The sequence below is a fragment of the Acinetobacter sp. Res13-Abat-PEC15-P4-01 genome (genome assembly GCF_015676285.1).
Classification (GTDB): domain Bacteria; phylum Pseudomonadota; class Gammaproteobacteria; order Pseudomonadales; family Moraxellaceae; genus Acinetobacter; species Acinetobacter nematophilus.
On the sequence record NZ_JADAIN010000006.1, the window covers coordinates 97959 to 120585 of the forward strand.

The following is a 22627-nucleotide window of genomic DNA, read 5'->3' on the forward strand; positions in this document are numbered from 1 at the left end:
GTTTTAATTAATATGTTTTATGAATTATTCCTCAGATGATTTTCTATATTAAAATAGCAATGGGTTTTAATAGTTCATTTATTTTCTAAATACTACAATCATCTTCACCTCATCATTGTTTATAGATTATACTCTTGCGAAATCTTAGTAAGACATTTTTTGGATTATTCTTTGGACGAGTTATATGGAATTACGACACCTAAGATATTTCATTACTGTGGCTGAAGAACTTAACTTCAGTAAAGCAGCATTGAGACTTTATACCGCACAACCCTCACTCAGCCAGCAGATCAAAGATCTTGAAGAAGATGTGGGTGTAAAGCTTTTACATCGGACAAAAAGAAAAGTTGAATTGACTGAAGAAGGTGCTGTTTTTCTTGAGCAAGCGCGGCTGACTTTGGCACAAGCAGACAAAGCTGTTGCTATGGCAAGACAAGTATCCAAGGCGAAACAACAATTACTACGTATCGGCTTTGTTCCCGTTGCTGAGATGAAAGTTTTTCCTTATGTCCTACCCAATTTAAGGGTGCAAAATCCTGACTTAAAAATTGAGTTGTTGAGTTTAAATAATCTTGAACAGATGCGCGCTATTAAAAAGGGTGAGTTAGATATCAGCTTTACCCGTCATAACTTTCATAATGATGAAATTGAAAGCAAGTTCGTATTACGTGAACCACTGATTTTTATTTTACCTAAAGACCACCCATTGGCAAAATATGAACGCATTCCAGTGAAAGCTTTAAATGGGATTGATTTTATTATCCCGGCAGAAGAACAGTCAGGTACTTTACACAATACGATTCTGGATTTTGCCAAACAGCATCATATTGAATTCAACATTGTTCAAAAAGCAGATAATATTCTATTTAATATCAACTCGATTGGAATGGGATTGGGCTGTACCATTCTGCCAGGCTATATCGCCCCCTTAACCATGAGTAACACCATCATTCGACCTTTAGATGTTGAACTCCCCTATTTGGACTTGTATGTCAGTTATAGAAAAAACGGCAGTGCTGTAGCAGTACAAAAATTTATCGCCTTACTCACCAAAGTGTTTTATCTCGACATTAACCGTTCGGATGCTTAAGCCTTAATGAAATCCGCTGTTTTTAAGTCGGCTGTAAATACCCCTTGCCACACCATTATTTCTTCCCCGAATAATGGTGGCGAATCTAAAACCCAGATCCTCACCAAGTTATCCGATACAGTCCTTTTACCCTCATTTTAAATGCTAAGAGAGTACTTGGGAAAAGTCTCTTTGGCGGTTGATCATGCTACAGTCAGATAGCCAGACTACAACTTAAGTCTAATCATCTGATCAGGTTTCAGCTAAGATACTGCTGAATATCACAACAATACTCCCAGAGGTTGAATACTGTGGCTCTATCAACATTTCACCATATTCGTTCTGGTATTCGATCTCGCCCCTACTTCTTTATCGCTTTTCTCTTCACCATGATGTTGTATGTTGTATTTGGTTTTATTACAGATTGGTCTTGGTCAACACGACTGTTATCCAGTTGGAACATTGCAGTCATGATCTATCTGCTGCTTACCCTGAAAACACTGTGGTCGACCTCTCAAGCACATATTCTCAAACGAGCACAGCAACAAGATGCCAGTAAGTGGATCATTTTACTTTTAGTTATTTTTGCTTTGGTCATGTGCTTTATTGCCATCGTGATTGAACTTACCCATATGCCACATCATACTTTATCTAAATTTGGGCATTTGGTTTTGGCAATCTTAACCATTATTTCTGCGTGGTTATTTATGCACACAGTTTTTGCAATTCATTATGCCCATGACTATTATTTAGCAGTAGCAAAACATCAACAAGGAGGGTTGGACTTTCCCCAAACTCCTGAACCAACTTATCCTGATTTTTTATATTTTAGTTATGTGATTGGTACTTCTGCACAAACTGCAGATGTGTCGATTACATCTCGCCCAATGCGTGTTTTAAATATTTTACATATCCTGCTGGCATATGGATTCAATACCACCATTTTAGCCATCTGTATCAATGTTGCTGCAAGTTTGATTTAATTGTTCATGGACGGGGATCTAGCATTTCCACATAAAACGCCTGATGTATGTCATCAGGCGTTTTAAGAAAATCACACTTTACATTTTTTTAGGCAAATACAATAACTGTGGATTAAATACTACAATTGGTCAAATTACTTGATGCCGCGTGCAGCCAAATAATCTTTAATGACTGTATTGAACTCTTCTGCTTTTTCAACTTGTGACCAATGTCCACACTGACTAAAAATGTGCGCATCTGCATGGGGAACCGTGTTTAAAATATCCCAGGAACGTGATACTGGAATCACCACATCCTGTACTCCATGTATCAATAACACAGGCACAGTAATGTCTTTCATTTTTTCAAAGTCCAAAGGAAATTCAAAACGATCACGGTCACGTGCAGCCACCACATCCATTAAGCGAGCAGAAGCATAATCATTTTTTGCTGCTTCAAAACGAACCTTTACCAATTCATCAGTGATTAATGATTTATCCACCACAAACATCGACAACGTATTTTTGATCCCTTCTTCACTCAGAACTGGATTGGCATGGGCCTTCAATGCGGCAGTTTGTTGAGCTCCACCCGTCCCCATTGAAACAATTCCAAGCACACGTTCTGGATAATCCAAGACCATTTGAAAAGCCAACCATCCCCCTAAAGAGTTTCCAACCAACCATGTTTTTTCAATGCCCAATGCATCTAGAGTACGTATCGCATGATCTACCCAAGCGCGAATACCATAAGCTGTATTGGGCGCAACAACGGTCTGTCCGTATCCAATGGAATCAATGGCAATACAACGTGCCTGTTCACCAATCTGAGGAAGGTTCAACCACCAATTGGCTGCGGCTGAAACACCTGTACCTGAACCATGTAAAAAAAGTATCGGTGTACCCTTACCCACTTCGTGATAGTGAGTTAATTCACCATCGGCTGTTTCAATCCATTTATCCTCTAAACCAAAAAAAGTATCTGTTTGATAATTCGGGATTTGTACAGTGCTCATCACTACTTCCTCATACAACCTGATCTATGGGCTGAATCCATCTAAAAACGCATCTATACAGATTCAAAAGTTTGCTCTAAAACTTAATCTTACCTGTCTATGAAGCTAAAATTGATACTTAATAACGATGACAATCAACAAAAAAACGATAATTTAAACATTTGTTTTTAAAAAATTTATTTAAATTATACCAAGTTAAAGGAGTGCTACTTATGCAACCCTCCTTTACATTGGAGATCATTAAAAACGATAGCTATAACTGGTTGCTACACGATGCTCCTGCAAATCGACAAATCCAGGAACATTGGCATAATTCACATTGATGTACATCCATTGAAAACCCAGACCTTTCAGTTTTCCCTCAGGAATTACATAATTTACAATAAGATTATCTTCCTGCTCTTTGCCCCGGGTTCCATTGTTATTTTTAATGTTTGAACCATCATAGTGGCGAGCAGTCACAGTTAAACCTTGAGCAATGGTGTCTTTAAAATCATAGGTATACCCGAGACTCCAAGAACGTTCATCTTTGCGGATAAAACTGGCAACTGACCAATTGACCAAATAAGGTTGTGGCACCCAGCCGGAAAGGGTCGGAAACATTGCATTCACATTGCCCGTCTCGCCAAAGATTTGTTGATAGCCGACATCAACACTGTGCTGATCAAATGTCCAAGCGCCTTTGAGTGAAAGTGCCTGATTATCGATTGCACCATAAATCGCATCCCCTGAGTCCTGGTGATCAAAATAGCGGACATGTGCTGCAAGTTTATGCTGTTCATTGATCTGTTTATTTACAGCAATGCCGAGATAATGCTGGCGATAAATATTCTCAACATCAGCATAGAAATAACTCGCAGTGAGATCAGGGCGAAATTGATAATCAATCCCTGCAATCCACATTCCTTTACTTGTACCCGAATGCACTTTGCCTTGATCGGTGTTCAACTCATTTGGCCATAAACCAAAGTCATGCACCTGATTTTCATAGCGTGCATTGACACCATTTAAATAGGCTAAGGTGAGTTTGCTATCTTTAAGTTCTTTTGATTCCAACCAAGCCCCTTCAAATGTGGTGAGTAACTGACGGGATGGATCAAAATGTACAACAGGAGACACGGGCAGGATTTCACCTATCTTTAATTCAGTTTGGCTGATTTTGGCTTTCAGTGTTGCCCCAAACTTAGCATTATCGCGTGCTTGATGCCTATCATGGTAATCAAACGGCATGACATAATCGTTATCACCTCGATCTCCACTCAAACGGAGTGCATATTGGGCTAAAACATCAACCCCAACTTTTAAAGGACCCAGCTCTGCATAACCCGATTTAGCATCAAGTGTGACTGCTTGCGACCAACTGCCAAAGTCCTGTGGTTTGCTGCTATTGGGCTGATCTAATTGACGATCCAAAAAGAAATTTCGAAATTTAAGCTGAACTTGACGATCATCAATAAAGTCTGCATAAGCTACAGACGTCCCTAATACTGTTGTTACAGTACATATTGCTATCCATAATGATTGACGACGCATGATTGTTTTCCATTCAAACAAAATTCATTCCGCCATCTTGCGCAACTCCATGTATGGAAAAAATCAGACTACAGTATGATGAATTCGACATTTAATCATCAGTTGCGGGTTTAATTATTTTCAGGCACTTTTTTTAATACTTTTTAGCAATAAGCCAGCTAAAGACCATATTGCATTTAATGATTTTAAACTAAAAATAATCTTTCATTTATCGTTAAAATCCAGACATATTCTTAAAATATAAAATTCATTAGTGTTTTTATGTTTAACACGAATTTTAAAATACTGGTTTTCATCTACTTATTTATAAGAAATAGCGTTTATATTAAATAAATAAACGATATTTAAAACAGCAAACCAATCCAGTCAGACAAGCATTATTTTGATGTTTTATTCCTTTCACTACATCATCAAAAAGTTTTGCTGATGATTGACAATAAAAAACGCCCGATCTGGGCGTTTTTTATTGTCCAAAGAGGCTTATGCACTGGCATGTTTTGCTTTTGACATGGTTAATGCCAAATCTTCGATCATATCTTCTTGACCACCGACTGTACCACGGCGACCGAGTTCCAATAAGATTTCTCGAGCCGACACGCCATATTTTGCTTCAGCACGTTTTGCAAATAACAAGAACGATGAATATACCCCTGCATATCCTAAAGTAGCTGCGTCACGATCTGCACGAATCGGCTGAAGCATCATCGGAATAACCAACTCTTCAGCAATATCCTGTACTTTAAATAAATCTACACCTGTCTCCAGCCCCATACGATTGGCAACAGCCACAAATAACTCCAGTGGCGTATTTCCAGCACCAGCGCCTAAACCTGCTGCAGCCAAATCTACACGGATTGCGCCAGCATCTACTGCGGCGACTGTATTGGCAACCCCCATGCCTAAGTTATGATGACCATGAAAGCCCAGTTCGATTTCAGCAGCTAAGTTGGCACGCAAAAGCCCTACTCGATCTGTGACATCTTGAGGCAGCATATAACCAGCAGAGTCAGTCACATAAATACAATTTGCACCATAAGACACCATTTTTTGCGCTTCTTCGAGCAGTTTCTCTGGAGATGCCATGTGTGCCATCATCAGAAAGCCAACCGTATCCAAGCCTAATTTACGTGCCGCGGTTATATGTTGCTCTGATACATCAGCTTCTGTGGAATGGGTTGCCACACGGATTGTAGAAACACCAACATCATGTGCCATTTTTAAATGATCAACAGTACCGATCCCGGGAAGTAAAAGTGCTGAAACTTTTGCTTGTTTTAACTGTGGAATCACAGCTTTCAAATAGGCTTCATCAGTTGCTGCTGCAAAGCCATAATTCACTGAATTACCTCCCAAACCATCGCCATGGGTTACCTCAATTAAAGGTACACCTGCCTCATCCAATGCGGTTGATATGGCAATCATTTGTTCAATCGAGGTTTGATGGCGCATTGGATGCATACCATCACGTAGGGTCATATCGTGAATCATCAACTTAGACATGGTTGCACTCCTTATGCTTCGAGGGTAGGGGTATTTTTTGCAAGAATTCGTTCTGCAAACATTTCTGCTGTACGCGCAGCTGCTGCCGTCATGATATCCAAGTTACCTGCATACTTAGGCAGGTAATCTCCCAAACCTTGAACCTCCAAGAATATAGATACACGCTGACCATCAAAGACAGGACCATTGACTAAAGTATAACCAGGCACATACTTTTGTACGTCCTTGATCATTGCATGTACAGATGCGGTAATTGCTGCCTGATCTGGCTCGCCCTCAACCAAACAGTGAACCGTATCCCGCATCATCAATGGAGGTTCAGCAGGATTGATGATTATGATCGCTTTGCCTGCTTGAGCGCCACCTACTTTTTCAATTGCGCCTGCTGTGGTTCGGGTAAACTCGTCAATATTTTTACGTGTTCCTGGTCCTACAGATTTGGTAGAAACTGTAGCAATGATTTCACCGTACTGAACGGGCTGCACACGTGAAATTGCAGCCACCATCGGAATTGTTGCCTGACCACCACACGTCACCATATTGACATTGGGTACCGCGCCAGCATCTAACAACACGTCAAGATTGACAGGTGGCACACAGAAAGGACCGATTGCCGCTGGAGTCAAGTCAATCATCAACACCCCAAGTTCATTTAACTTACGGCTATTTTCCGCATGTACATAGGCGGAAGTCGCATCAAAAGCAATTTTAATCTCATCATCAATCACATGAGGCAGTAATCCATCCACTCCTTCTGCGGTGGTTTTTATGCCCATTTTTGCAGCACGTGCTAAACCCTCTGATGCAGGATCAATTCCCACCATCCATACAGGCTCTAGAAATTCACTACGCTGTAATTTATAAAGCAGATCCGTACCGATATTGCCCGGACCAATCAATGCACATTTAATCTTTTTCATACACTCATTCTCTTTAAAACGCGCTTAAGCACTTTATTCAGCAGCGAAAACGGCAGTGACTGCACCAAAGCCTTCAATTTCAACATGGAACTCATCACCCGGGTGGGCAACCACCATCGGACCCAATGCACCCGTTAAAATAATGTCTCCAGCCAATAATGGACGCCCACGGCGAACCATTTCATCCGCAAGCCAGACTGCTGCATTCAGTGGATTGGCTAAACAGGCTTTGCCTTGTCCTTGAGACACGACTTCATCCGCCCGTGTCATGGTCATTTTGCAGTTGACTAAATCTAAATTATCGAGTGGAACGGGGCGTGAACCTAAAACATAAGCGGCAGAAGAGGCATTGTCTGCGACAGTATCGATTAATGAGATTTTCCAATTTTCGATTCGGCTATCAACCACTTCAATCGCAGGTAAGGCATATCGTGTTGCACTGATAATATCTGCATAGGTATGTTTTTCTTGAGTCAGATCTCGATCAATAATCAAGGCGATTTCAGCTTCAACCTTGGGTTGGATCAAACGACCGGCAGGAATAGCCTCACCATCACCATATGCCATATCCGCAAATAGCATTCCAAAATCAGGTTGATCTACACCTAATTGAGCCTGCACAACTTTTGAGGTCAAGCCTATCTTCCGTCCCACCAAACGGCGTCCTTCTTTGAGTGCCCGTTGTGTATTTACTTCCTGTACAGCGTATGCAATATCGACATCAGCACTTTGGTCACCTAATTGAGGAAGCACGGGTGCAATTGCTACCTTGAGCAACTCCGCTTCTCTTAAAGCCAAAGCAACAGATTCAATGCATGTTTCAACAGCGTTCGACATCATGTTTCCTTAAACTGCAAAATTGGACTTCATACCGTTTTAGAGGACTAAATCTCACATCCAATCAATTGGAGATTGTGCTTTTAATGAGCCAGATCAATCGGTGCAGTTTTACTGCATCTGGTCACTACTCTTTTTAAAACGTGTACTTTTTTAAACAGTTTAAGCATCAGGGAAAATGGCATTGCGATGCCAATACTTATTTTATTTATGACAATAGCTACAACCTATAAATGTTTCTTCTTTTTTTTTAAATTTAAGATCATGACGATCAGATTACTCTCCTGTAAATCAAAGATAAAAGCAGCAAACCCAGCATGATTCCACACTGAGTTTGGCTCTTGTAAGCATCAATCCACAAAAAGCGCTTGCGGGTTTCTCAAGTTTTTCCGATTTTTGATTGTATCAATATATTGTTCAATGACAGGGTGACTTTCAATCAACGCCATTTTCAATTGCCAAAACAACATGGAACCGACAAAGACATCTGCCGCGGTAAATTGCTCACCACACAAATAAGGCTGAGCCTGTTCCAAGCCTTGAATTAAAGCCGTATAAGTGTCCTGAAAATTTCCATAGCCAATATGCATTTTTTGTTCATCGCCGATCTCAATGTTGAATGCGCGATCGGTATTCGCTGCATCCCACGGGCCAGCAGCAAAAAACAACCAACGGAAATATAAACCACGCTTCGGATCATCCAATGCAGGCGCAAGTCCTTGATCAAAAAATTTATCTGCCAAATAAGCACAAATTGCAGCCATTTCATAAATCACGACATCTCCATCAACCAAAGTAGGTACTTTGCCAAATGGATTAATTTTCAGATAAGATTCTGATTTCATCTCAGTATGAAAAGCCAACTCAATTTTTTCAAATTCAGCACCGAGTTCTATCAATAGCCACTCAACAACAAGACCTCTAGACTGTGCGTTGCTATATAGTTTTAAGCCCATTTTTTCCATTCCTTTATTGTGGTTCTTGTAATATAAGCGTGGGCATTGTCAGTTTTTGTCAGGAGCTTTTCATCATTGATTGCTTTTGTAATTCTTTTTGCCACCAAGCGTGAAAAAGATGGCGCTTAAACTCAGGATAAATAGTGTCAGTCACTTTCATTTCCTGTATGCGGTCTAAACGAAAATTACGAAAATCTTCCCGTAACTCACACCATGCAGCCAACAACATTTTGTCGTTAAAATATCCCAACACAAATGGCCAGACTACTCGCGTAGAAATATTGTGTTTTTCATCGAGATAGTTCACTTCAATTTTGACCTGATATCGGATTGCCAAGCGTACCTGTTCAACAATTTTCTCATCGACTTCAAGCCAATAGCTCACTGAACGCAACATGGTTTCATTCATCAATTCTTGTTTATTTTTCGGCAGTACTGCATTGAGTTTAGTTAAAACCGAGTGTGAGGCATTTTTTAATGCGGGATCAGGAACGGATTTTAACCAATGCAAGGCCAAAAACACGGCTTCAATCTCTGTTTCATCCAGACTCATCGGAGGAAGCAAAAAGTTTTCCTTGAGCTGAAATCCTAATCCGGCACTGCCCTCGATATGAACCCCTTGATCTCGTAAACTCTCAATATCCCGATACACACTTCTTACGCTAATATCTAGATGTGTGGACAAGTGTTGTGCAGTAATCGGGTAACGCTGTTCACGTAAAAGCTGTAACAGTGTCAATAATCGAATAGAACGGCTCATAGGAAATTTTCTTGTTATATACGTTTTAAATAAGCTGACGTTGTTTGCCAAAAGCAAACAACGTATATCGCCAGCTAAGCAACCTCTGAAGTATTGATTTGTGTCTTTAAAAATTCATGTAAAACTGTCACATTGTTGGCAATCATCAATGGATTAAATGCCTTGAGCACATCAATGCGATGTACGCCATAACTCACGCCCACACGCGGCATCGCAATTCTTTGTGCCATTTCCAAATCATATGAGGTATCTCCCACCATAATCGCTTGCTCAGCATGAATCCCCGTGTAATTTAAAATTTCAGTCAACATCAAAGGATCTGGTTTAGATTTAGTCTCATTGGCTGCACGTGTGACTTCAAATAATTCAAGGCTTTGTGTTTGAGCCAAGACCCGATCCAGACCACGACGGCTTTTTCCTGTTGCCACAGCCAATTTGATATTCTGATTTTTTAAATCGTACAGCATCTCGGAAACACCAGCGAACCACTGATCATCTTTAGAGTGTTCAACATAATGATCGCCATAGCACTTCAAAATATCTTCATGTAAGGCTGGAACTTGAGGAAACAGCACTTGAGCCACTTCAGGCAAGCCTAAACCAATAATGCTTTTAGCCGCCTCAGGTGTTAAGGGCTGATCATAAACTTTCGCAGCAAACATTAAACTTTCAACAATTTGCCCAACTGAATCAAATAATGTTCCATCCCAGTCAAAGACAATCAGTTCTACAGGCTTTTGCATGAATTACTTCCAATATGTGTTGCGTTGATTCGGGGTTTTAAGTCTCCCCGATAGAGATTACCGTATCACAGACCATGAGAGGTGATATTGATTTATTTTCATCCTTGCTTGTTAACGTCATCACTCATGCCAAACATGTGGAAATTTCGACCATCAGATCTCCACATGTTAAAAAGTGAAAGAACAGGGTTCAACTAGTCTTTCTTTTGTGCTCTTAATTGCGCCACCAAACTTTGCATATCTTCCGGTAAAGGTGCTTCAATCACAGGATAGCCCGGGATTTCCAAACGCATGGCATGTAAACACAATCGACGCGGATTCGGTCCCCGATATTCTGTTTCATGACCATATTTTTCATCCCCAACCAAAGGATGACCGATACTTAAACCATGCACACGAATCTGATGGGTACGTCCTGAAAGCGGCGAAGCATAGACCAAGGTGGCATGCATAAAACGTTCAGCGACATTCCATTGCGTCTTGGATTCTTTACCTTCTTTTGACACACGTACGCGGCGTTCACCATTGGATAACTCATAACGCAACAATGGTTGGTCAATAAGCTGACGGTCAAGACTGACCTGCCCTTTCACGATTGCGGCATAAGTTTTTTGGATTTTATGTTCACGTAATAAATCTTGCAGCGTTTTCAAAGTACTGCGTTTTTTACTCACCATCACCAAGCCTGAAGTATCACGGTCAATACGGTGAATCAGCTCTAAATATTTTTTGCCTGTTGCTGCACGCAAGCCTTCGATCAAGCCATATGCGACGCCACTCCCGCCATGTACAGCAATTCCAGAGGGCTTATTGACCACCATCAGCCCTTCATCTTCATAAATCACTCGGCTGAGTAAACTCTGGGCGACTTTATCAGACACTGGAGCATCGGTTTCGTCTTTCTGTTCAAATCGAATAGGTGCAACACGGATTTGATCACCAATAGCCAACTTGGTTTCAGCCTTGATGCGTTTTTTATTGACGCGTACCTGTCCTTCACGAATTAAGCGATAGATCCGACTTTTTGGCACACCTTTAAGACGCGTAAACAAGAAATTATCTATGCGTTGACCTTCTTGATGTTCGTCCACTTCAAACCAAGTGACACTTTGCCATTGTTGCGTAGAATTCATACAGTTACGTGATCCAATAAAAAACTAAAATTTGATTAAAAACTGATCATTTAGACTATACATTTCATACAAAATAAGTGTATAGCCCATAGGCAGATGATTCAAGGTTTGCTATAGTCAGCGCACGGATACCACCGTAAGTGAAGTTTATTATGTTCCTTTCACCCATTGAAAATGGAATATAAAAGGTAAACTTCACGACAGATACGGAAAGGTCCCAAAAGAATATGCCGACGCCGAAGGCTTTATTATATCGGCAAAAAGACAAACTGTTGCGTTTAATTGTACTTTAAGTACAGAAATCGGTTTGTTTAAAAATATATGTCGCCAACCCAGACGTTGGTTTTTAAACATAAACTGATACACATCAGACAAGTCGCTTTAGAGTGTTTTTCAGGACATAAGTGTTTGAGGCATTGGAACTGCACAATTTGTAAAGATACGATGATCATTCCGTATCAAGACGCTCTCACCAAAGTTGAGATGCTCTTCGAGCAATGTGACAGTGAAAGACGAAACAAATCAGTCATCCAATGCACCACTTTCAGTACCAGTGAAAGCCTCAAAAACTTTAATTGTGCAAAGATTAAAGAAGTATTGCAGCATCAATACAGGTATCAAAAGCCCAAGCTTGCTCAAAACAAGTGGGTTCATTACTGAAATCATATAGATGTACTGATGGTTTGAGTTTTGATCCAATATTCAGATGTTCGCTTCACTTAAACAGATAGCGAGTTGTTGGTGTGAATCACTATTAGGTGTTACACCCATGAAACGTATGTTGATTAATGCAACACATGCAGAAGAAGTTCGCGTTGCACTCATCACTGGTCACCGTCTTTATGATTTCGACTTAGAAAATCGTACCCGTGAGCAAAAGAAAGCCAATATTTATAAAGGGCATGTCACTCGCGTAGAACCCTCTTTAGAAGCTGTATTTGTAGAATATGGTGCAGGTCGTCAAGGTTTCCTGTCGATGCGCGAAATTGCAAATAGTTACTACAAAGCAGATCCTCGCCAAACTTCAAATATCCGTGAGTTGATTACAGAAGGCACTGAACTTTTAGTGCAAGTTGAAAAAGAAGAACGTGGCAATAAAGGTGCCGCACTTTCAACTTATATTTCTCTGGCGGGTCGTTATTTGGTGCTTATGCCAAACAATCCAAAAGGTGGCGGTATCAGTCGTCAAATTTCTGGATCAGTTCGTGAAGAATTGAAAGAGATGTTGGCTTCATTAAACACACCACGTGGCATGAGTGTCATTGTTCGTACCGCGGGGATTGGTCGTTCACAAGAAGAACTGCAACTCGACCTGCAGCATTTATTGGATCTTTGGGCTCAAATCCAAAACTCGGCCAACTCAGGTCCATCACCAATGCTTGTCCATCAAGAAGCAGGTGTGGTTACCCGTGCCATTCGTGATTACTTACGTGATGATGTAGCAGAAATTTTAATTGATTCAGAGCAAGCATATAACGAAGCCTACAACTTTGTTAAAGCGGTGATGCCAAATCAATTGGATAAACTCAAAACCTATACCTTAAATGAACCATTGTTTGCTCACTTTGGTATTGAAAGCCAAATTCAAACGGCTTATGAACGTGAAGTCAAGCTTCCTTCAGGTGGTTCGATTGTCATTGACCAAACTGAAGCTTTGGTTTCAATTGATATCAACTCAGCAAAATCAACGCGTGGTCACGACGTAGAAGAAACTGCGTTAAGCACCAACTTAGAAGCTGCAGAAGAAATTGCTCGCCAATTACGTTTACGTGATATCGGCGGTTTGGTTGTGATCGACTTTATCGATATGACCAAAGAACGTAACCAACGTATGGTCGAAGCCAAACTTCGTGAAGCAACACAAAGTGATCGTGCACGTATCCAGTTTGGTCAATTGTCACGTTTTGGTTTAATGGAAATGAGCCGCCAGCGTTTACGCCCATCACTGGAAGAAGCAACAGGTTATGTATGCCCGCGCTGTCATGGTACAGGTATGGTTCGCGACTTACGTTCACTTTCTCTTTCAATCATGCGTAAGGTTGAAGAAATCGCGCTTCGTGAACGTCATGGTGAAGTTCAAGTTGAAGTTCCTGTTGAAATCGCGGCATTCTTGTTGAATGAGAAACGTCACAGCCTAGTTTACTTAGAGCAGACCTCAAATGTGCGCGTGACTGTACTCCCTCACCCGCATTTAGAAACACCGCATTACGAAATTTCATATAATCCGGAAGGTTTTGCGCCAACAAGCTATGAGCGTACAGAAGCAACACGTTCAAGTGAAAAAGAACTGGGTTATCAATCTTCTGAATGGCATTTGGAAGAAGAACAGACTCAGCAAAATACTGCACCTGCCCAAGCCCAAAACAATAAACAAAATAGAAAGCAGCAACCTGCTCAAGCTCAAAAAGCGGTTCAGGCACAAATTGCTCAAACATCATCAAGTCCGTGCGCATGGTTAGAAAACTTGTTTGTACAAAAACAAGCCGCAACCATTGACCAATCACGTACTGCAAACAATGCAGCAGCAGCGATTGAACAAATGATTAATGGCGGTGCTGTCAGCCGTGGTCAGTTTGGTCAGATCAATCAGCATGCTTCAACAGCAGCAATTGAAGCTCAGATTGTTCCTGAAACCAATGCTTATCTTTCACATACACCAGTTCAAAAATCAGAACCGCGTGAATATGAAAAGCATGTTGAGAAAGAAGAAAAATCTCAACGTAATAATAAAAACAAAAATCGCAACAAGCACAAAGAGTCTCGTGAACAGGCGAATGATCAACATCAAGTGATCGAAGAAGTGGTTCAGGTGACTCGTCAAGAGCAACGCCAAGAACAGCGTCAGGAGCAACGTGATCAACGCCGTCAACAAAAGCAGCAACGCCCACAGCATGATCAACATGCAGAGGCAAATAATGAACAGGCTGTTCCGCGCCGTGATCGCAATCATCAACAGCGTCCAAATCGTCCGAATCGTCACCGCGACAACAGCGTATTTAATGATGAGCAACAAGCTGCATCTCACAACGCGTCTGTAGAGTTAGCTCAACCGCAAGACAAACAACCCAAAGTTGAAGTTATTGATGCACCTCAACATGCATCGATGACCACTGCATTGGTGGTTAATCTGGATCAGGCCCAAAGTGAAATTGTTGCATTGACACCGCAACAAGCCACAGTACCTGCGAAAGCGAAGAAACATGATCGTCATGAAAAAGGCGAAACCGTAGCAAAAGCACCTCGCTCTGCTGAAACTCAACCTGTGGCTATACCTGCTGAAGAAAATCAGAGCGTACAGGCTGAGCCACAACTCAGCGTGGAGACAACTGAAGTACAGCAGCCTGTTCAACGTGCGAGCAATGATCCTCGTCAAAAACGCCGTCAACAGCGTGAAGCAGCACAAGCAAAAGCTGCCGCACCTAAGATCAGACCTTCTCAAGTACCGATGTTAAATCAGTACTCTGTGGGTTCTTTGATTCGCCATGTCTATGGTGATGATTGCGCGGTACTGATTGAACAATTTGGTTTAATTCCAACATTCAATCGTGCGTTGCTTAAATTCACAGAAGAGTATTCTGCAACCTTAACAGTTCAAGAAACTGTTGAACCAGCGAAACAACCTGTGACACGTGATGTTGCTGTTACAAAAGCAGCGCCAGAAGCACAACCCGCAGAAGTGTTAGATTTAACACCGCCAAAACCTGAAAATGACCGCCGTGTAGCAAATGATCCTCGCGAACGTCGTCGTTTAGCCAAACAAGCTGCGGTGCAGGCAAAGCAAGCACATCAAGCTGAACTTGAGCAAAATCAAGAACAAGCAAAACCTGCAGCGCCAGCGGAAGCTAAAGCTGAAGAGACAGCAACTGGAGAGGTTTCTGCACCGGAAACTGTTGAAGAAAAAGCACAGACAGAAAACACTGTGGAAACCACAGTGGCACCTGTTGCTGCTAAATCAACTACAGCAACTGAAACAGTAGCGGCGAAACCGTCAAAAAGCGCAACAGCTGCAACGGAAAAAGCGCAAAAAGCACAGCAAGCTTTGGCTTTAGATACAGCAGCAGCTTCTGATGAGACAGCAACATCCAAGGCAGACGTTGCTGCGACAGAAGATAAGCCTGCCCGCCCTCGTCGCCCTCGTGGACGTCCACCTAAAAAAGCGACACCGCCAGCTGCTGAGTAATCAAGTAAATTTGCTTAAAATGTAGCGATTAAAGAAAACCTAGTCATTTCGATGGCTAGGTTTTTTTGCTATTTTGAATAGATTTTAAAGACATTTGTCAGATTAGGTTGATTGCACTAGTCTTAAACGATTAAAAAGACAAATGTCTAAACGATAAGGTGATTTTTATTTCCGCTCTGATGCTTGGATCTGGAACTGAAAATAGTATCTACTGATCATTTATACATGTTTACTTCAACACAGACATGACATGAAATTTGATACGTACCTTATGCAGCTCAATGACACGCTAAGAAATTGTATTGGATTACGAAAAAAAAATAGGATTGATATGAGTCAAACAACACAGACCGATCTCATCGGATTTGCTGATGTAGCCGAGCGCTTACCACAGCTCATCAATAAGCTTCCAAATATCCTGACTGGACTTAAACAAGCTTATATCAGAACGCCCAATACCCCTGCCGGGCTAGGTCTAGCTTTTGAACGAGCGGTCAAGCGTAATCCATATGGAGATGCGTTATTATTTGAAAATCAACGCTACAGCTATAAAGAGCTGAATGCTTGGGCAAATCAAATTGCGCATTTCTATCTTTCTCTTGGTATAAAAAAAGGCGATGTGATCACCGTGATGATCGAAAATCGTCCAGAGTTGATTGCGACAGTGATTGCTTTAGCAAAAATTGGTGTGACCTCCGCACTTGTAAATACCTCACAAACAGGCAAAGTACTCACACACAGTGTCAACCTCGTTAATCCCGTGGCAATTGTGGTTGGAGAGGAATGTCGTGCTGCTGTGGATGAAGTTCGTCAAGATTTAAATATCGCTTCAGATCGCCTGCACTGGTTTGCAGATCAAGATACCCTGAAAGAATCTGGTAACGCACCGCAAGGCTATATCAATCTTGCACAAAAAATTGATGCATTTCCTAAATTCAATCCTGCAACAACCCACAATGTTAAAGGCAAAGATGGACTATTTTACATCTATACCTCAGGAACAACGGGGTTGCCTAAAGCTGTTGTATTTACCAATAGTCGTTGGACGCTTGCCTATGGGACATATGGTCACATCTTAAATTTAGGTGAAGATGACGTAATGTACTGTACTTTACCGCTTTATCATGCAACAGGTATGGTGGTGTGTTGGTGCGGTGTCATTGCAGGTGGCTCGGCTTTGGCTATCCGCCGTAAATTTTCAACCTCTGCATTTTGGTCAGATGTTAAAAAGTTCAACGCTTCTGCAATTGGATACGTGGGAGAACTCTGTCGCTATCTCATGGATGCAGCACCATCCGAACTTGATCATTCACACCGAGTCACCAAAATGATCGGTAATGGCATGCGTCCAAATATCTGGAACAAGTTTAAACAGCGCTTTGGGATTGAAGAAATACTTGAATTGTACGCCTCAAGTGAAGGCAATGTGGGTTTCAGCAATATCTTCAACTTTGATAACACTGTTGGTTTTTCCCCTACTCCCTATGCCATTGTACAGTTTGATAAAGAAAGTAATGAAGCAGTACGTGATGCAGATGGCTACTGCCGAAAAGTCAAAAAAGGCGAAGTGGGCTTATTGATCGGTAAAATTACCAAACGTTCTCCTTTTGATGGCTATACAGACCCAGAAAAGAACAAATCCGTGATCATGAAGGATGTCTTTAAACAAGGCGATGCTTATTTTATCACTGGCGATTTGGTCCGTGATATCGGTTTCCGTCATGCTCAGTTTGTTGATCGTCTGGGAGATACTTTCCGTTGGAAAGGTGAAAATGTATCTACCACTGAAGTTGAGAATATCTGTAGTGACTATCCTAAGATTACAGAAGCAGTGGTTTACGGCGTTGAAATTCCCAATACCAATGGTCGTGCAGGTATGGCGGCAATTACCTTACATGAAGGTGAACAACTGACAGAACAAGATTTGAGCCAGATGGTTGCTGATTTTAAAAAGAACCTTCCCGCTTATGCTGTTCCAGTTTTTTTACGTATTCAAGAGATTGTAGAAACGACAGGAACATTTAAATATCAGAAGAACAAACTGAAAGAACAGGCTTTTAATCCTGAAAAAACCTCTGATCGCTTGCTGGTACTTTTGCCAAGTGCGACAGCATATTGTGATGTTACCCCAGAGGTTTACGCCAATATTGAAGCTTATAAATACCGTTTCTAGAAATAAAAGCCCTGTTTTCAGGGCTTTTTTAATTGATTTTGTGTTATTTATAACCGAACGCTGCAAACTTTCTTAATTTTTACTTGCGCTCTATCAATATCTTGCTAAAATACGCTCCATCAAAACAAAAGGGTCGTTAGCTCAGCTGGTAGAGCAGCGGACTTTTAATCCGTTGGTCCCGCGTTCGAATCGCGGACGACCCACCACTTATTGTTTTGACCTGTATGGATAACGAATGAAAATTACTGGTTTTCATATCGCTTTAAGTAAAGTTTCACTTTACATCCTAACTCAGGGTCGTTAGCTCAGCTGGTAGAGCAGCGGACTTTTAATCCGTTGGTCCCGCGTTCGAATCGCGGACGACCCACCATCTTTATGTTTCAATCTGAACATGGATACCGAGTGAAAATTTAGATTTTCATTGATTCGGATAAAGTTATACTTTATACATCCTGACTCAGGGTCGTTAGCTCAGCTGGTAGAGCAGCGGACTTTTAATCCGTTGGTCCCGCGTTCGAATCGCGGACGACCCACCATTCTTTCTTAGGGCTTCTTTCCGTACTCCTTTGGGACTATACTAGAAACGAAACCTGCAAATGTTCCGACCTAGACCAAACATCATCTTTTTTTGATGCTTCGCCGTTCTTGAAAATTTTGCTTCATCTTTTGTTGTTATGTCTAAATATACTTGTTTTAGACAAATACAGGGTTGTTAGCTCAGTTGGCAGAGCAGTAGACTCTTAATCTATTGGTCGTGGGTTCGAACCCCACACAACCCACCATATTTATCAATAACTTAAAAATTTATATCTAAAGTAAATCCATTATAAATATTACTGTGTAAGCACTATGTAAGCATTAATTTTATTTTTATTACAATCATCGAACTTAGCACACTACTCTTTTCATAAAGCAATAAAGCCCATATCACTATCACACTCCCTCAAAAGGTCAGATAAGAACTCAAACTCACCTATATGATAGCTACCTAGAATATCTTGACCTAAAGTCTCCTATAACCTAATCAGGCATAGTAATGATGTGTGCTGAATTAACAGGAGACTTCTACTTGGGAGATTCTAGGCAGCCAACTTATGAAAGCTCTCTGCCTTTCTCATCTCTCTTTCCAATACCTTCCTATATTGGGTCAATGTGAGTAACAATATCAATCACATTGTGATTTTTAAGCACTTCATTTCTCGCCTCTACTGCAATTCTGTGGCCTTCTTTGACACTTTGTTCACCACTAACTTCTAAGTGAACATCGACAATAGTCATGTCACCCATTTTACGTGTTCTCAATTGGTGCAGACCTAATATCCCTTCTTTCTTCAATAAAGTTTCTCTGATCTCAGCTATTTCATCTTCGTTCGCCGATTTATCCATCAAATCGTGTAAGGCTGTCCAACTAAACTCAAATCCCATTTTTGTAATCATCAAACCAACAACTAAGGCTGCGATTGGGTCAAGAATTGGATAGCCAACAAGATTACCAATAATCCCTAACGCGACAACAAAGGAAGAGGCTGCATCCGAACGTGCATGCCATGCATTCGAAATCAATAAGCTTGATTTCACTTTTTTGGCAATAGAGAGCATATAGCGAAATAATAATTCTTTAAAAATCAATGCGACTATAGCAATCCAAAGCGCTACACTATGAACTTTTGGGATTTGTTCAGGATGAAGGATCTTATGTATTGATGTCCATAACATTCCTATTCCAACAAATAGTAAAATTAAGCCGAGTATAAAAGATGCTGCATTTTCAAAACGAAGATAACCATATGGGTGTGTATCATCAGGTGCTTTTTGACTATGACGGTTCGCCACCAATACAATAAAATCTGCAACTAAATCACTTAAAGTATGGATACCATCTGCAACTAGACCTTGTGATTTTGAAAAAATACCAATCAATATCTGTCCAATCGACAGAAAGATATTAACACATACACTAACCCATGTTGATTTGGATGCAGCTTTTGCTCTCGACTCAAAATCAATATTTGATTCAATCATAATCTTTAGACTCTTGGTTTATTTTTTAAAATAAAGCATACTTTTCAGAATATTATCTTTAAGTACATAATGATGAATTAAGGCAGCTATAGCATGTAAACCTATAAGTACCATGAAAAAATTACCAAGATATTCATGAGTTTCACCAATTATTTCCACATCCCGTAAGTTACTTATTAAAGGTAAATTTATACCAAATAACTGATAACTTTCGGTTAATCCTGATAAAGTTAACCAACCCAACATAGGAATTAAAAACAACAATGAATAAAGCATGTATTTGACGATCAAAAATAAAGTTTGTTGATATTTACTCATCACTTTATTAAGTGGAGGATCTTTTCTATAAAGATAAATCGTTATAATTCTGATAAAAAATAAGAAGAATACTGATATTCCAGCAAAAATATGAAGTTCCCCACTTTTTAAATGTACCGTTGGATCTCCCCTAGTAATATAAGCTAATGCAACAAGGAGAAGGGTCAGCCAATGTATAATCATTATGGGAAAAGGATATTTGTTTTTCATACTTGTACCAAAATTTTAAAAAATTCAAATATTTCTAAAATCGTATAAATAATATCTTAAATTCTTATTAAGTTTGATAAATTTAATAATAGAAGTTTTTTATATTTTTATAGAGTTTTTATGAACTTTATAAATATTAAAATTCTGCACATTATTCTTCCACAAAAATATAAAAAAGCTCACAAGTATTACAATTAAAGATTTAGTCACTATTTCTAATAATAGCTAAACAGATAAACTAAATTTAATTTTAATTACCATACCATATTCACTATTCGGTTTAAAAATCTCTATTTCTCCAGAGTATAAGTCAACAATTTGCTTAACAATAGATAAACCAAGCCCACTTCCTATTACTTCACTGGTTTGATTAATGCGATAAAAGCGCTGGAATATAAAAGGTATCTGCTCGTCATCCACTCCAATGCCATTGTCCTCAATCTCAACAAAAGGTTGTCCATTTTCTATTCCACAAGTGATTTTAATAATAGGGGCACGAGTTTGACTACGATAAATAATGGCATTTTCTAATATATTTCTCAGCATGATCTCAAGTTGATCAGATTGTGCCAAAATTAGTGCTGAAGTTAATTCTAGTTTCAAATCGATCTTGGCTTTATGGAAATGAAAATCCATCATCGTCACAGTACTATTAATAATATTGACCAAATCTATCTGCGTTTTAATCTGAACTGCATTTGGTTCAAGACGAGCTAATGTTAGTAATTGAGCGATCATACGTGAGGCTTTATCTACCCCCCTCATAATATCTTGAGTAGCTTCTTGCAACTCTTCAACTGAACGTGCACTTTGTAAAATTTGAGCATGCATACGAATTGCAGCAAGTGGCGTTCGCAATTCATGTGCTGCATTGGAAGTAAAGCGCTTTTCCCTTTGAATGCTCTCAGCAATCTCACTCAATAATGTATTTAATGAACTGACCAGCGGTTCAATTTCTTTAGGTACTACAGGATGGATAGGACTTAAATGTTCAATTGATTGTTTTTCTAAGTTTTGGCTAATGCTATACACCGCGGATAAATTGCTGCGGATGATACGGATAATCAACCAGAACAAAAGTGGTAAAAATACCGCTGACACCAAGATCAAAAACAACAGCATATCTTTTTGGATATCTTCGCGAATCGCCCAGACTTGTGCAATTTGCACCTGAATGGTATGGGTACTATCCCAAGCTGAATAGCTTCGATAGGTCTTACCATGCATATTGATCCATCCGAAACTGCTTTGTTGAACCAAGGGCTTGGTGGTCACGCCAACCGAACGATAAATCAATTGCCCATCACCATGCCAAATCTGAAACACGATCTGGTCATAGTGTTCACCTTGGATCTTTTCAATCGCAGTATGTTCAGGCACCTTACCATTGAGCGTGCTTAGGGTAGTAGACAATAAGGCATGCGCTGTTTCCGCCAGAGATTTATCGAAGATATTATTGGCAGTTTTTTGCATGCCCCAATAAATACAACCCAAACTCCCTGCCCAGACACTGGTGGTAATCACCAGTAATATCATGGAAAGCCGTTGTGTTAACGAATAACTACGGATCTTTTCGGTGATTGGCTTTTCTGCTGTTGGCTTGTCTGCTGTCGATTTATCTTTCATTGGCTGGACTCATCCATGATGTAACCAAAACCTTGTACGGTACGCACAATATTTTTACCCAATTTACGTCGTAAGTTATGAATATGTACTTGGATGACATTACTGCTGACATCAGCATCGTAGGCATAAAATGAATTTTCAATATTTTCACGAGAAATCACTCGACCACGATTAAGACTAAGTAATTCAAGTAAGTGAAATTCTTTATGGGTCAATTCGACCTCGACACCATCTAAAAACACTTGTTTGTTGGCCTTGTTGATCTGAATATTACCAATCTGGATCAGGTCACTAACATCACCAGAGATGCGTCGTAGTACCGCTTGAATACGTGCCACCACCTCATGTAAGTCATAAGGTTTGACCACAAAATCATCGGCACCCGCTTGTAAACCGGCAATACGATCTTCGATTTGGTCTTGTGCGGTAAGGATAATAATCCCGACCATATTTTTTTTACGGCGTAGGGATTTTAAAACCTCAATCCCATTACGATCTGGTAAGCCTAGGTCGAGTAAGACAAAATGGTAGTGATAACTGCCCAGAAAATGATATGCCTGCTCTGCCGTACCCGCGATATCGACCACAAAGCCAGCCTGATCCAAACCACGTGCAGTTGCTTTGGCTAATAAAGCGTCATCTTCTACCAATAAAATTCTCATACTCGAC

Annotated in this window: 18 protein-coding genes and 4 tRNA genes; 8 read left to right on the top strand and 14 right to left on the bottom strand. The window is 40.4% G+C overall.

Annotated elements, in window-relative coordinates; genetic code table 11:
- The first annotated feature begins 184 nt into the window (after positions 1-184).
- Positions 185-1090: a DNA-binding transcriptional regulator HcaR gene (hcaR, locus tag IMO47_RS01185; RefSeq protein ID WP_196076624.1), complete on the top strand. Its 906-nt coding sequence runs from the start codon at positions 185-187 to the stop codon at positions 1088-1090.
- 290 nt (positions 1091-1380) lie between these two features.
- Positions 1381-2052 (top strand): DUF1345 domain-containing protein, encoded by a 672-nt coding sequence (locus IMO47_RS01190; protein ID WP_196076625.1) that lies wholly within the window; start codon positions 1381-1383, stop codon positions 2050-2052.
- A gap of 134 nt (positions 2053-2186) precedes the next feature.
- Here the strand turns inward: IMO47_RS01190 and IMO47_RS01195 are convergent, their stop codons facing one another.
- From IMO47_RS01195 to IMO47_RS19830, 10 genes are all read right to left on the bottom strand, one after another.
- Positions 2187-3047, bottom strand: a complete 861-nt coding sequence (locus IMO47_RS01195) for an alpha/beta hydrolase (protein ID WP_196076626.1) — start codon at positions 3045-3047, stop codon at positions 2187-2189.
- A 240-nt stretch (positions 3048-3287) separates the two neighbouring features.
- Positions 3288-4580: an OprD family outer membrane porin gene (locus tag IMO47_RS01200; RefSeq protein WP_196076627.1), complete on the bottom strand. Its 1293-nt coding sequence runs from the start codon at positions 4578-4580 to the stop codon at positions 3288-3290.
- 480 nt (positions 4581-5060) lie between these two features.
- Entirely contained in the window at positions 5061-6080 is a 1020-nt protein-coding gene (dmpG, locus tag IMO47_RS01205) for a 4-hydroxy-2-oxovalerate aldolase (protein ID WP_196076628.1), read from the bottom strand.
- Positions 6081-6091: 11 nt separating this feature from the next.
- Positions 6092-7000 carry an acetaldehyde dehydrogenase (acetylating) gene (locus IMO47_RS01210; RefSeq protein ID WP_196076629.1) on the bottom strand — a complete coding sequence of 303 codons (909 nt, stop codon included), beginning with the start codon at positions 6998-7000 and terminating at the stop codon, positions 6092-6094.
- A gap of 33 nt (positions 7001-7033) precedes the next feature.
- Positions 7034-7837 (bottom strand): fumarylacetoacetate hydrolase family protein, encoded by an 804-nt coding sequence (locus IMO47_RS01215; protein ID WP_196076630.1) that lies wholly within the window; start codon positions 7835-7837, stop codon positions 7034-7036.
- Positions 7838-8187: 350 nt separating this feature from the next.
- The gene (locus IMO47_RS01220) at positions 8188-8793 is read right to left on the bottom strand and encodes a glutathione S-transferase family protein (protein WP_196076631.1); all 606 of its coding nucleotides are present in this window, start codon (positions 8791-8793) and stop codon (positions 8188-8190) included.
- A gap of 58 nt (positions 8794-8851) precedes the next feature.
- Positions 8852-9553 (bottom strand): YafY family protein, encoded by a 702-nt coding sequence (locus tag IMO47_RS01225; protein ID WP_196076632.1) that lies wholly within the window; start codon positions 9551-9553, stop codon positions 8852-8854.
- Between the two features lie 74 nt (positions 9554-9627).
- Positions 9628-10296: an HAD-IA family hydrolase gene (locus tag IMO47_RS01230; protein WP_196076633.1), complete on the bottom strand. Its 669-nt coding sequence runs from the start codon at positions 10294-10296 to the stop codon at positions 9628-9630.
- A gap of 194 nt (positions 10297-10490) precedes the next feature.
- Positions 10491-11429 (bottom strand): RluA family pseudouridine synthase, encoded by a 939-nt coding sequence (locus IMO47_RS01235; protein WP_196076634.1) that lies wholly within the window; start codon positions 11427-11429, stop codon positions 10491-10493.
- Positions 11430-11951: 522 nt separating this feature from the next.
- On the bottom strand, positions 11952-12083 hold the full coding sequence (locus tag IMO47_RS19830; RefSeq protein ID WP_265092640.1) for a hypothetical protein: 132 nt from the start codon (positions 12081-12083) through the stop codon (positions 11952-11954).
- A gap of 115 nt (positions 12084-12198) precedes the next feature.
- Here IMO47_RS19830 and IMO47_RS01240 point away from each other — a divergent pair, with 115 nt between their 5' ends.
- The 6 genes from IMO47_RS01240 to IMO47_RS01265 all read left to right on the top strand — a co-directional run bounded on the left by IMO47_RS01240 (position 12199) and on the right by IMO47_RS01265 (position 18564).
- Positions 12199-15609, top strand: a complete 3411-nt coding sequence (locus IMO47_RS01240; RefSeq protein ID WP_196076635.1) for an Rne/Rng family ribonuclease — start codon at positions 12199-12201, stop codon at positions 15607-15609.
- A gap of 331 nt (positions 15610-15940) precedes the next feature.
- Positions 15941-17782: a long-chain-acyl-CoA synthetase gene (locus IMO47_RS01245; RefSeq protein WP_196076636.1), complete on the top strand. Its 1842-nt coding sequence runs from the start codon at positions 15941-15943 to the stop codon at positions 17780-17782.
- A gap of 130 nt (positions 17783-17912) precedes the next feature.
- Positions 17913-17988: transfer RNA gene (locus IMO47_RS01250), tRNA-Lys, on the top strand.
- Positions 17989-18076: 88 nt separating this feature from the next.
- Positions 18077-18152: transfer RNA gene (locus tag IMO47_RS01255), tRNA-Lys, on the top strand.
- 90 nt (positions 18153-18242) lie between these two features.
- Positions 18243-18318 (top strand) — tRNA-Lys (locus IMO47_RS01260).
- Positions 18319-18488: 170 nt separating this feature from the next.
- Positions 18489-18564: transfer RNA gene (locus IMO47_RS01265), tRNA-Lys, on the top strand.
- 355 nt (positions 18565-18919) lie between these two features.
- Here the strand turns inward: IMO47_RS01265 and IMO47_RS01270 are convergent.
- The 4 genes from IMO47_RS01270 to IMO47_RS01285 form a co-directional block, all read right to left on the bottom strand.
- The gene (locus tag IMO47_RS01270; RefSeq protein ID WP_196076637.1) at positions 18920-19804 is read right to left on the bottom strand and encodes a cation diffusion facilitator family transporter; all 885 of its coding nucleotides are present in this window, start codon (positions 19802-19804) and stop codon (positions 18920-18922) included.
- 18 nt (positions 19805-19822) lie between these two features.
- Entirely contained in the window at positions 19823-20332 is a 510-nt protein-coding gene (locus tag IMO47_RS01275) for a cytochrome b/b6 domain-containing protein (RefSeq protein WP_196076638.1), read from the bottom strand.
- A gap of 225 nt (positions 20333-20557) precedes the next feature.
- Positions 20558-21958, bottom strand: coding sequence for an ATP-binding protein (locus IMO47_RS01280; RefSeq protein WP_227552198.1), 1401 nt, complete (start codon positions 21956-21958; stop codon positions 20558-20560).
- Positions 21955-22620: a response regulator gene (locus IMO47_RS01285; protein ID WP_196076386.1), complete on the bottom strand. Its 666-nt coding sequence runs from the start codon at positions 22618-22620 to the stop codon at positions 21955-21957. The genes IMO47_RS01280 and IMO47_RS01285 overlap by 4 nt, the downstream gene beginning before the upstream one ends.
- Between the last annotated feature and the right edge of the window lie 7 nt (positions 22621-22627).

Bases quoted from the DNA above. Each gene is read 5' to 3' on its own strand.
- hcaR (WP_196076624.1), top strand. From the start codon at position 185: ATGGAATTACGACACCTAAGATATTTCATTACTGTGGCTGAAGAACTT.
- IMO47_RS01195 (WP_196076626.1), bottom strand. From the start codon at position 3,047: ATGAGCACTGTACAAATCCCGAATTATCAAACAGATACTTTTTTTGGT.
- IMO47_RS01200 (WP_196076627.1), bottom strand. From the start codon at position 4,580: ATGCGTCGTCAATCATTATGGATAGCAATATGTACTGTAACAACAGTA.
- dmpG (WP_196076628.1), bottom strand. From the start codon at position 6,080: ATGTCTAAGTTGATGATTCACGATATGACCCTACGTGATGGTATGCAT.
- IMO47_RS01210 (WP_196076629.1), bottom strand. From the start codon at position 7,000: ATGAAAAAGATTAAATGTGCATTGATTGGTCCGGGCAATATCGGTACG.
- IMO47_RS01215 (WP_196076630.1), bottom strand. From the start codon at position 7,837: ATGTCGAACGCTGTTGAAACATGCATTGAATCTGTTGCTTTGGCTTTA.
- IMO47_RS01220 (WP_196076631.1), bottom strand. From the start codon at position 8,793: ATGGGCTTAAAACTATATAGCAACGCACAGTCTAGAGGTCTTGTTGTT.
- IMO47_RS01225 (WP_196076632.1), bottom strand. From the start codon at position 9,553: ATGAGCCGTTCTATTCGATTATTGACACTGTTACAGCTTTTACGTGAA.
- IMO47_RS01230 (WP_196076633.1), bottom strand. From the start codon at position 10,296: ATGCAAAAGCCTGTAGAACTGATTGTCTTTGACTGGGATGGAACATTA.
- IMO47_RS01235 (WP_196076634.1), bottom strand. From the start codon at position 11,429: ATGAATTCTACGCAACAATGGCAAAGTGTCACTTGGTTTGAAGTGGAC.
- IMO47_RS19830 (WP_265092640.1), bottom strand. From the start codon at position 12,083: ATGAACCCACTTGTTTTGAGCAAGCTTGGGCTTTTGATACCTGTATTG.
- IMO47_RS01240 (WP_196076635.1), top strand. From the start codon at position 12,199: ATGAAACGTATGTTGATTAATGCAACACATGCAGAAGAAGTTCGCGTT.
- IMO47_RS01245 (WP_196076636.1), top strand. From the start codon at position 15,941: ATGAGTCAAACAACACAGACCGATCTCATCGGATTTGCTGATGTAGCC.
- IMO47_RS01270 (WP_196076637.1), bottom strand. From the start codon at position 19,804: ATGATTGAATCAAATATTGATTTTGAGTCGAGAGCAAAAGCTGCATCC.
- IMO47_RS01275 (WP_196076638.1), bottom strand. From the start codon at position 20,332: ATGAAAAACAAATATCCTTTTCCCATAATGATTATACATTGGCTGACC.
- IMO47_RS01280 (WP_227552198.1), bottom strand. From the start codon at position 21,958: ATGAAAGATAAATCGACAGCAGACAAGCCAACAGCAGAAAAGCCAATC.
- IMO47_RS01285 (WP_196076386.1), bottom strand. From the start codon at position 22,620: ATGAGAATTTTATTGGTAGAAGATGACGCTTTATTAGCCAAAGCAACT.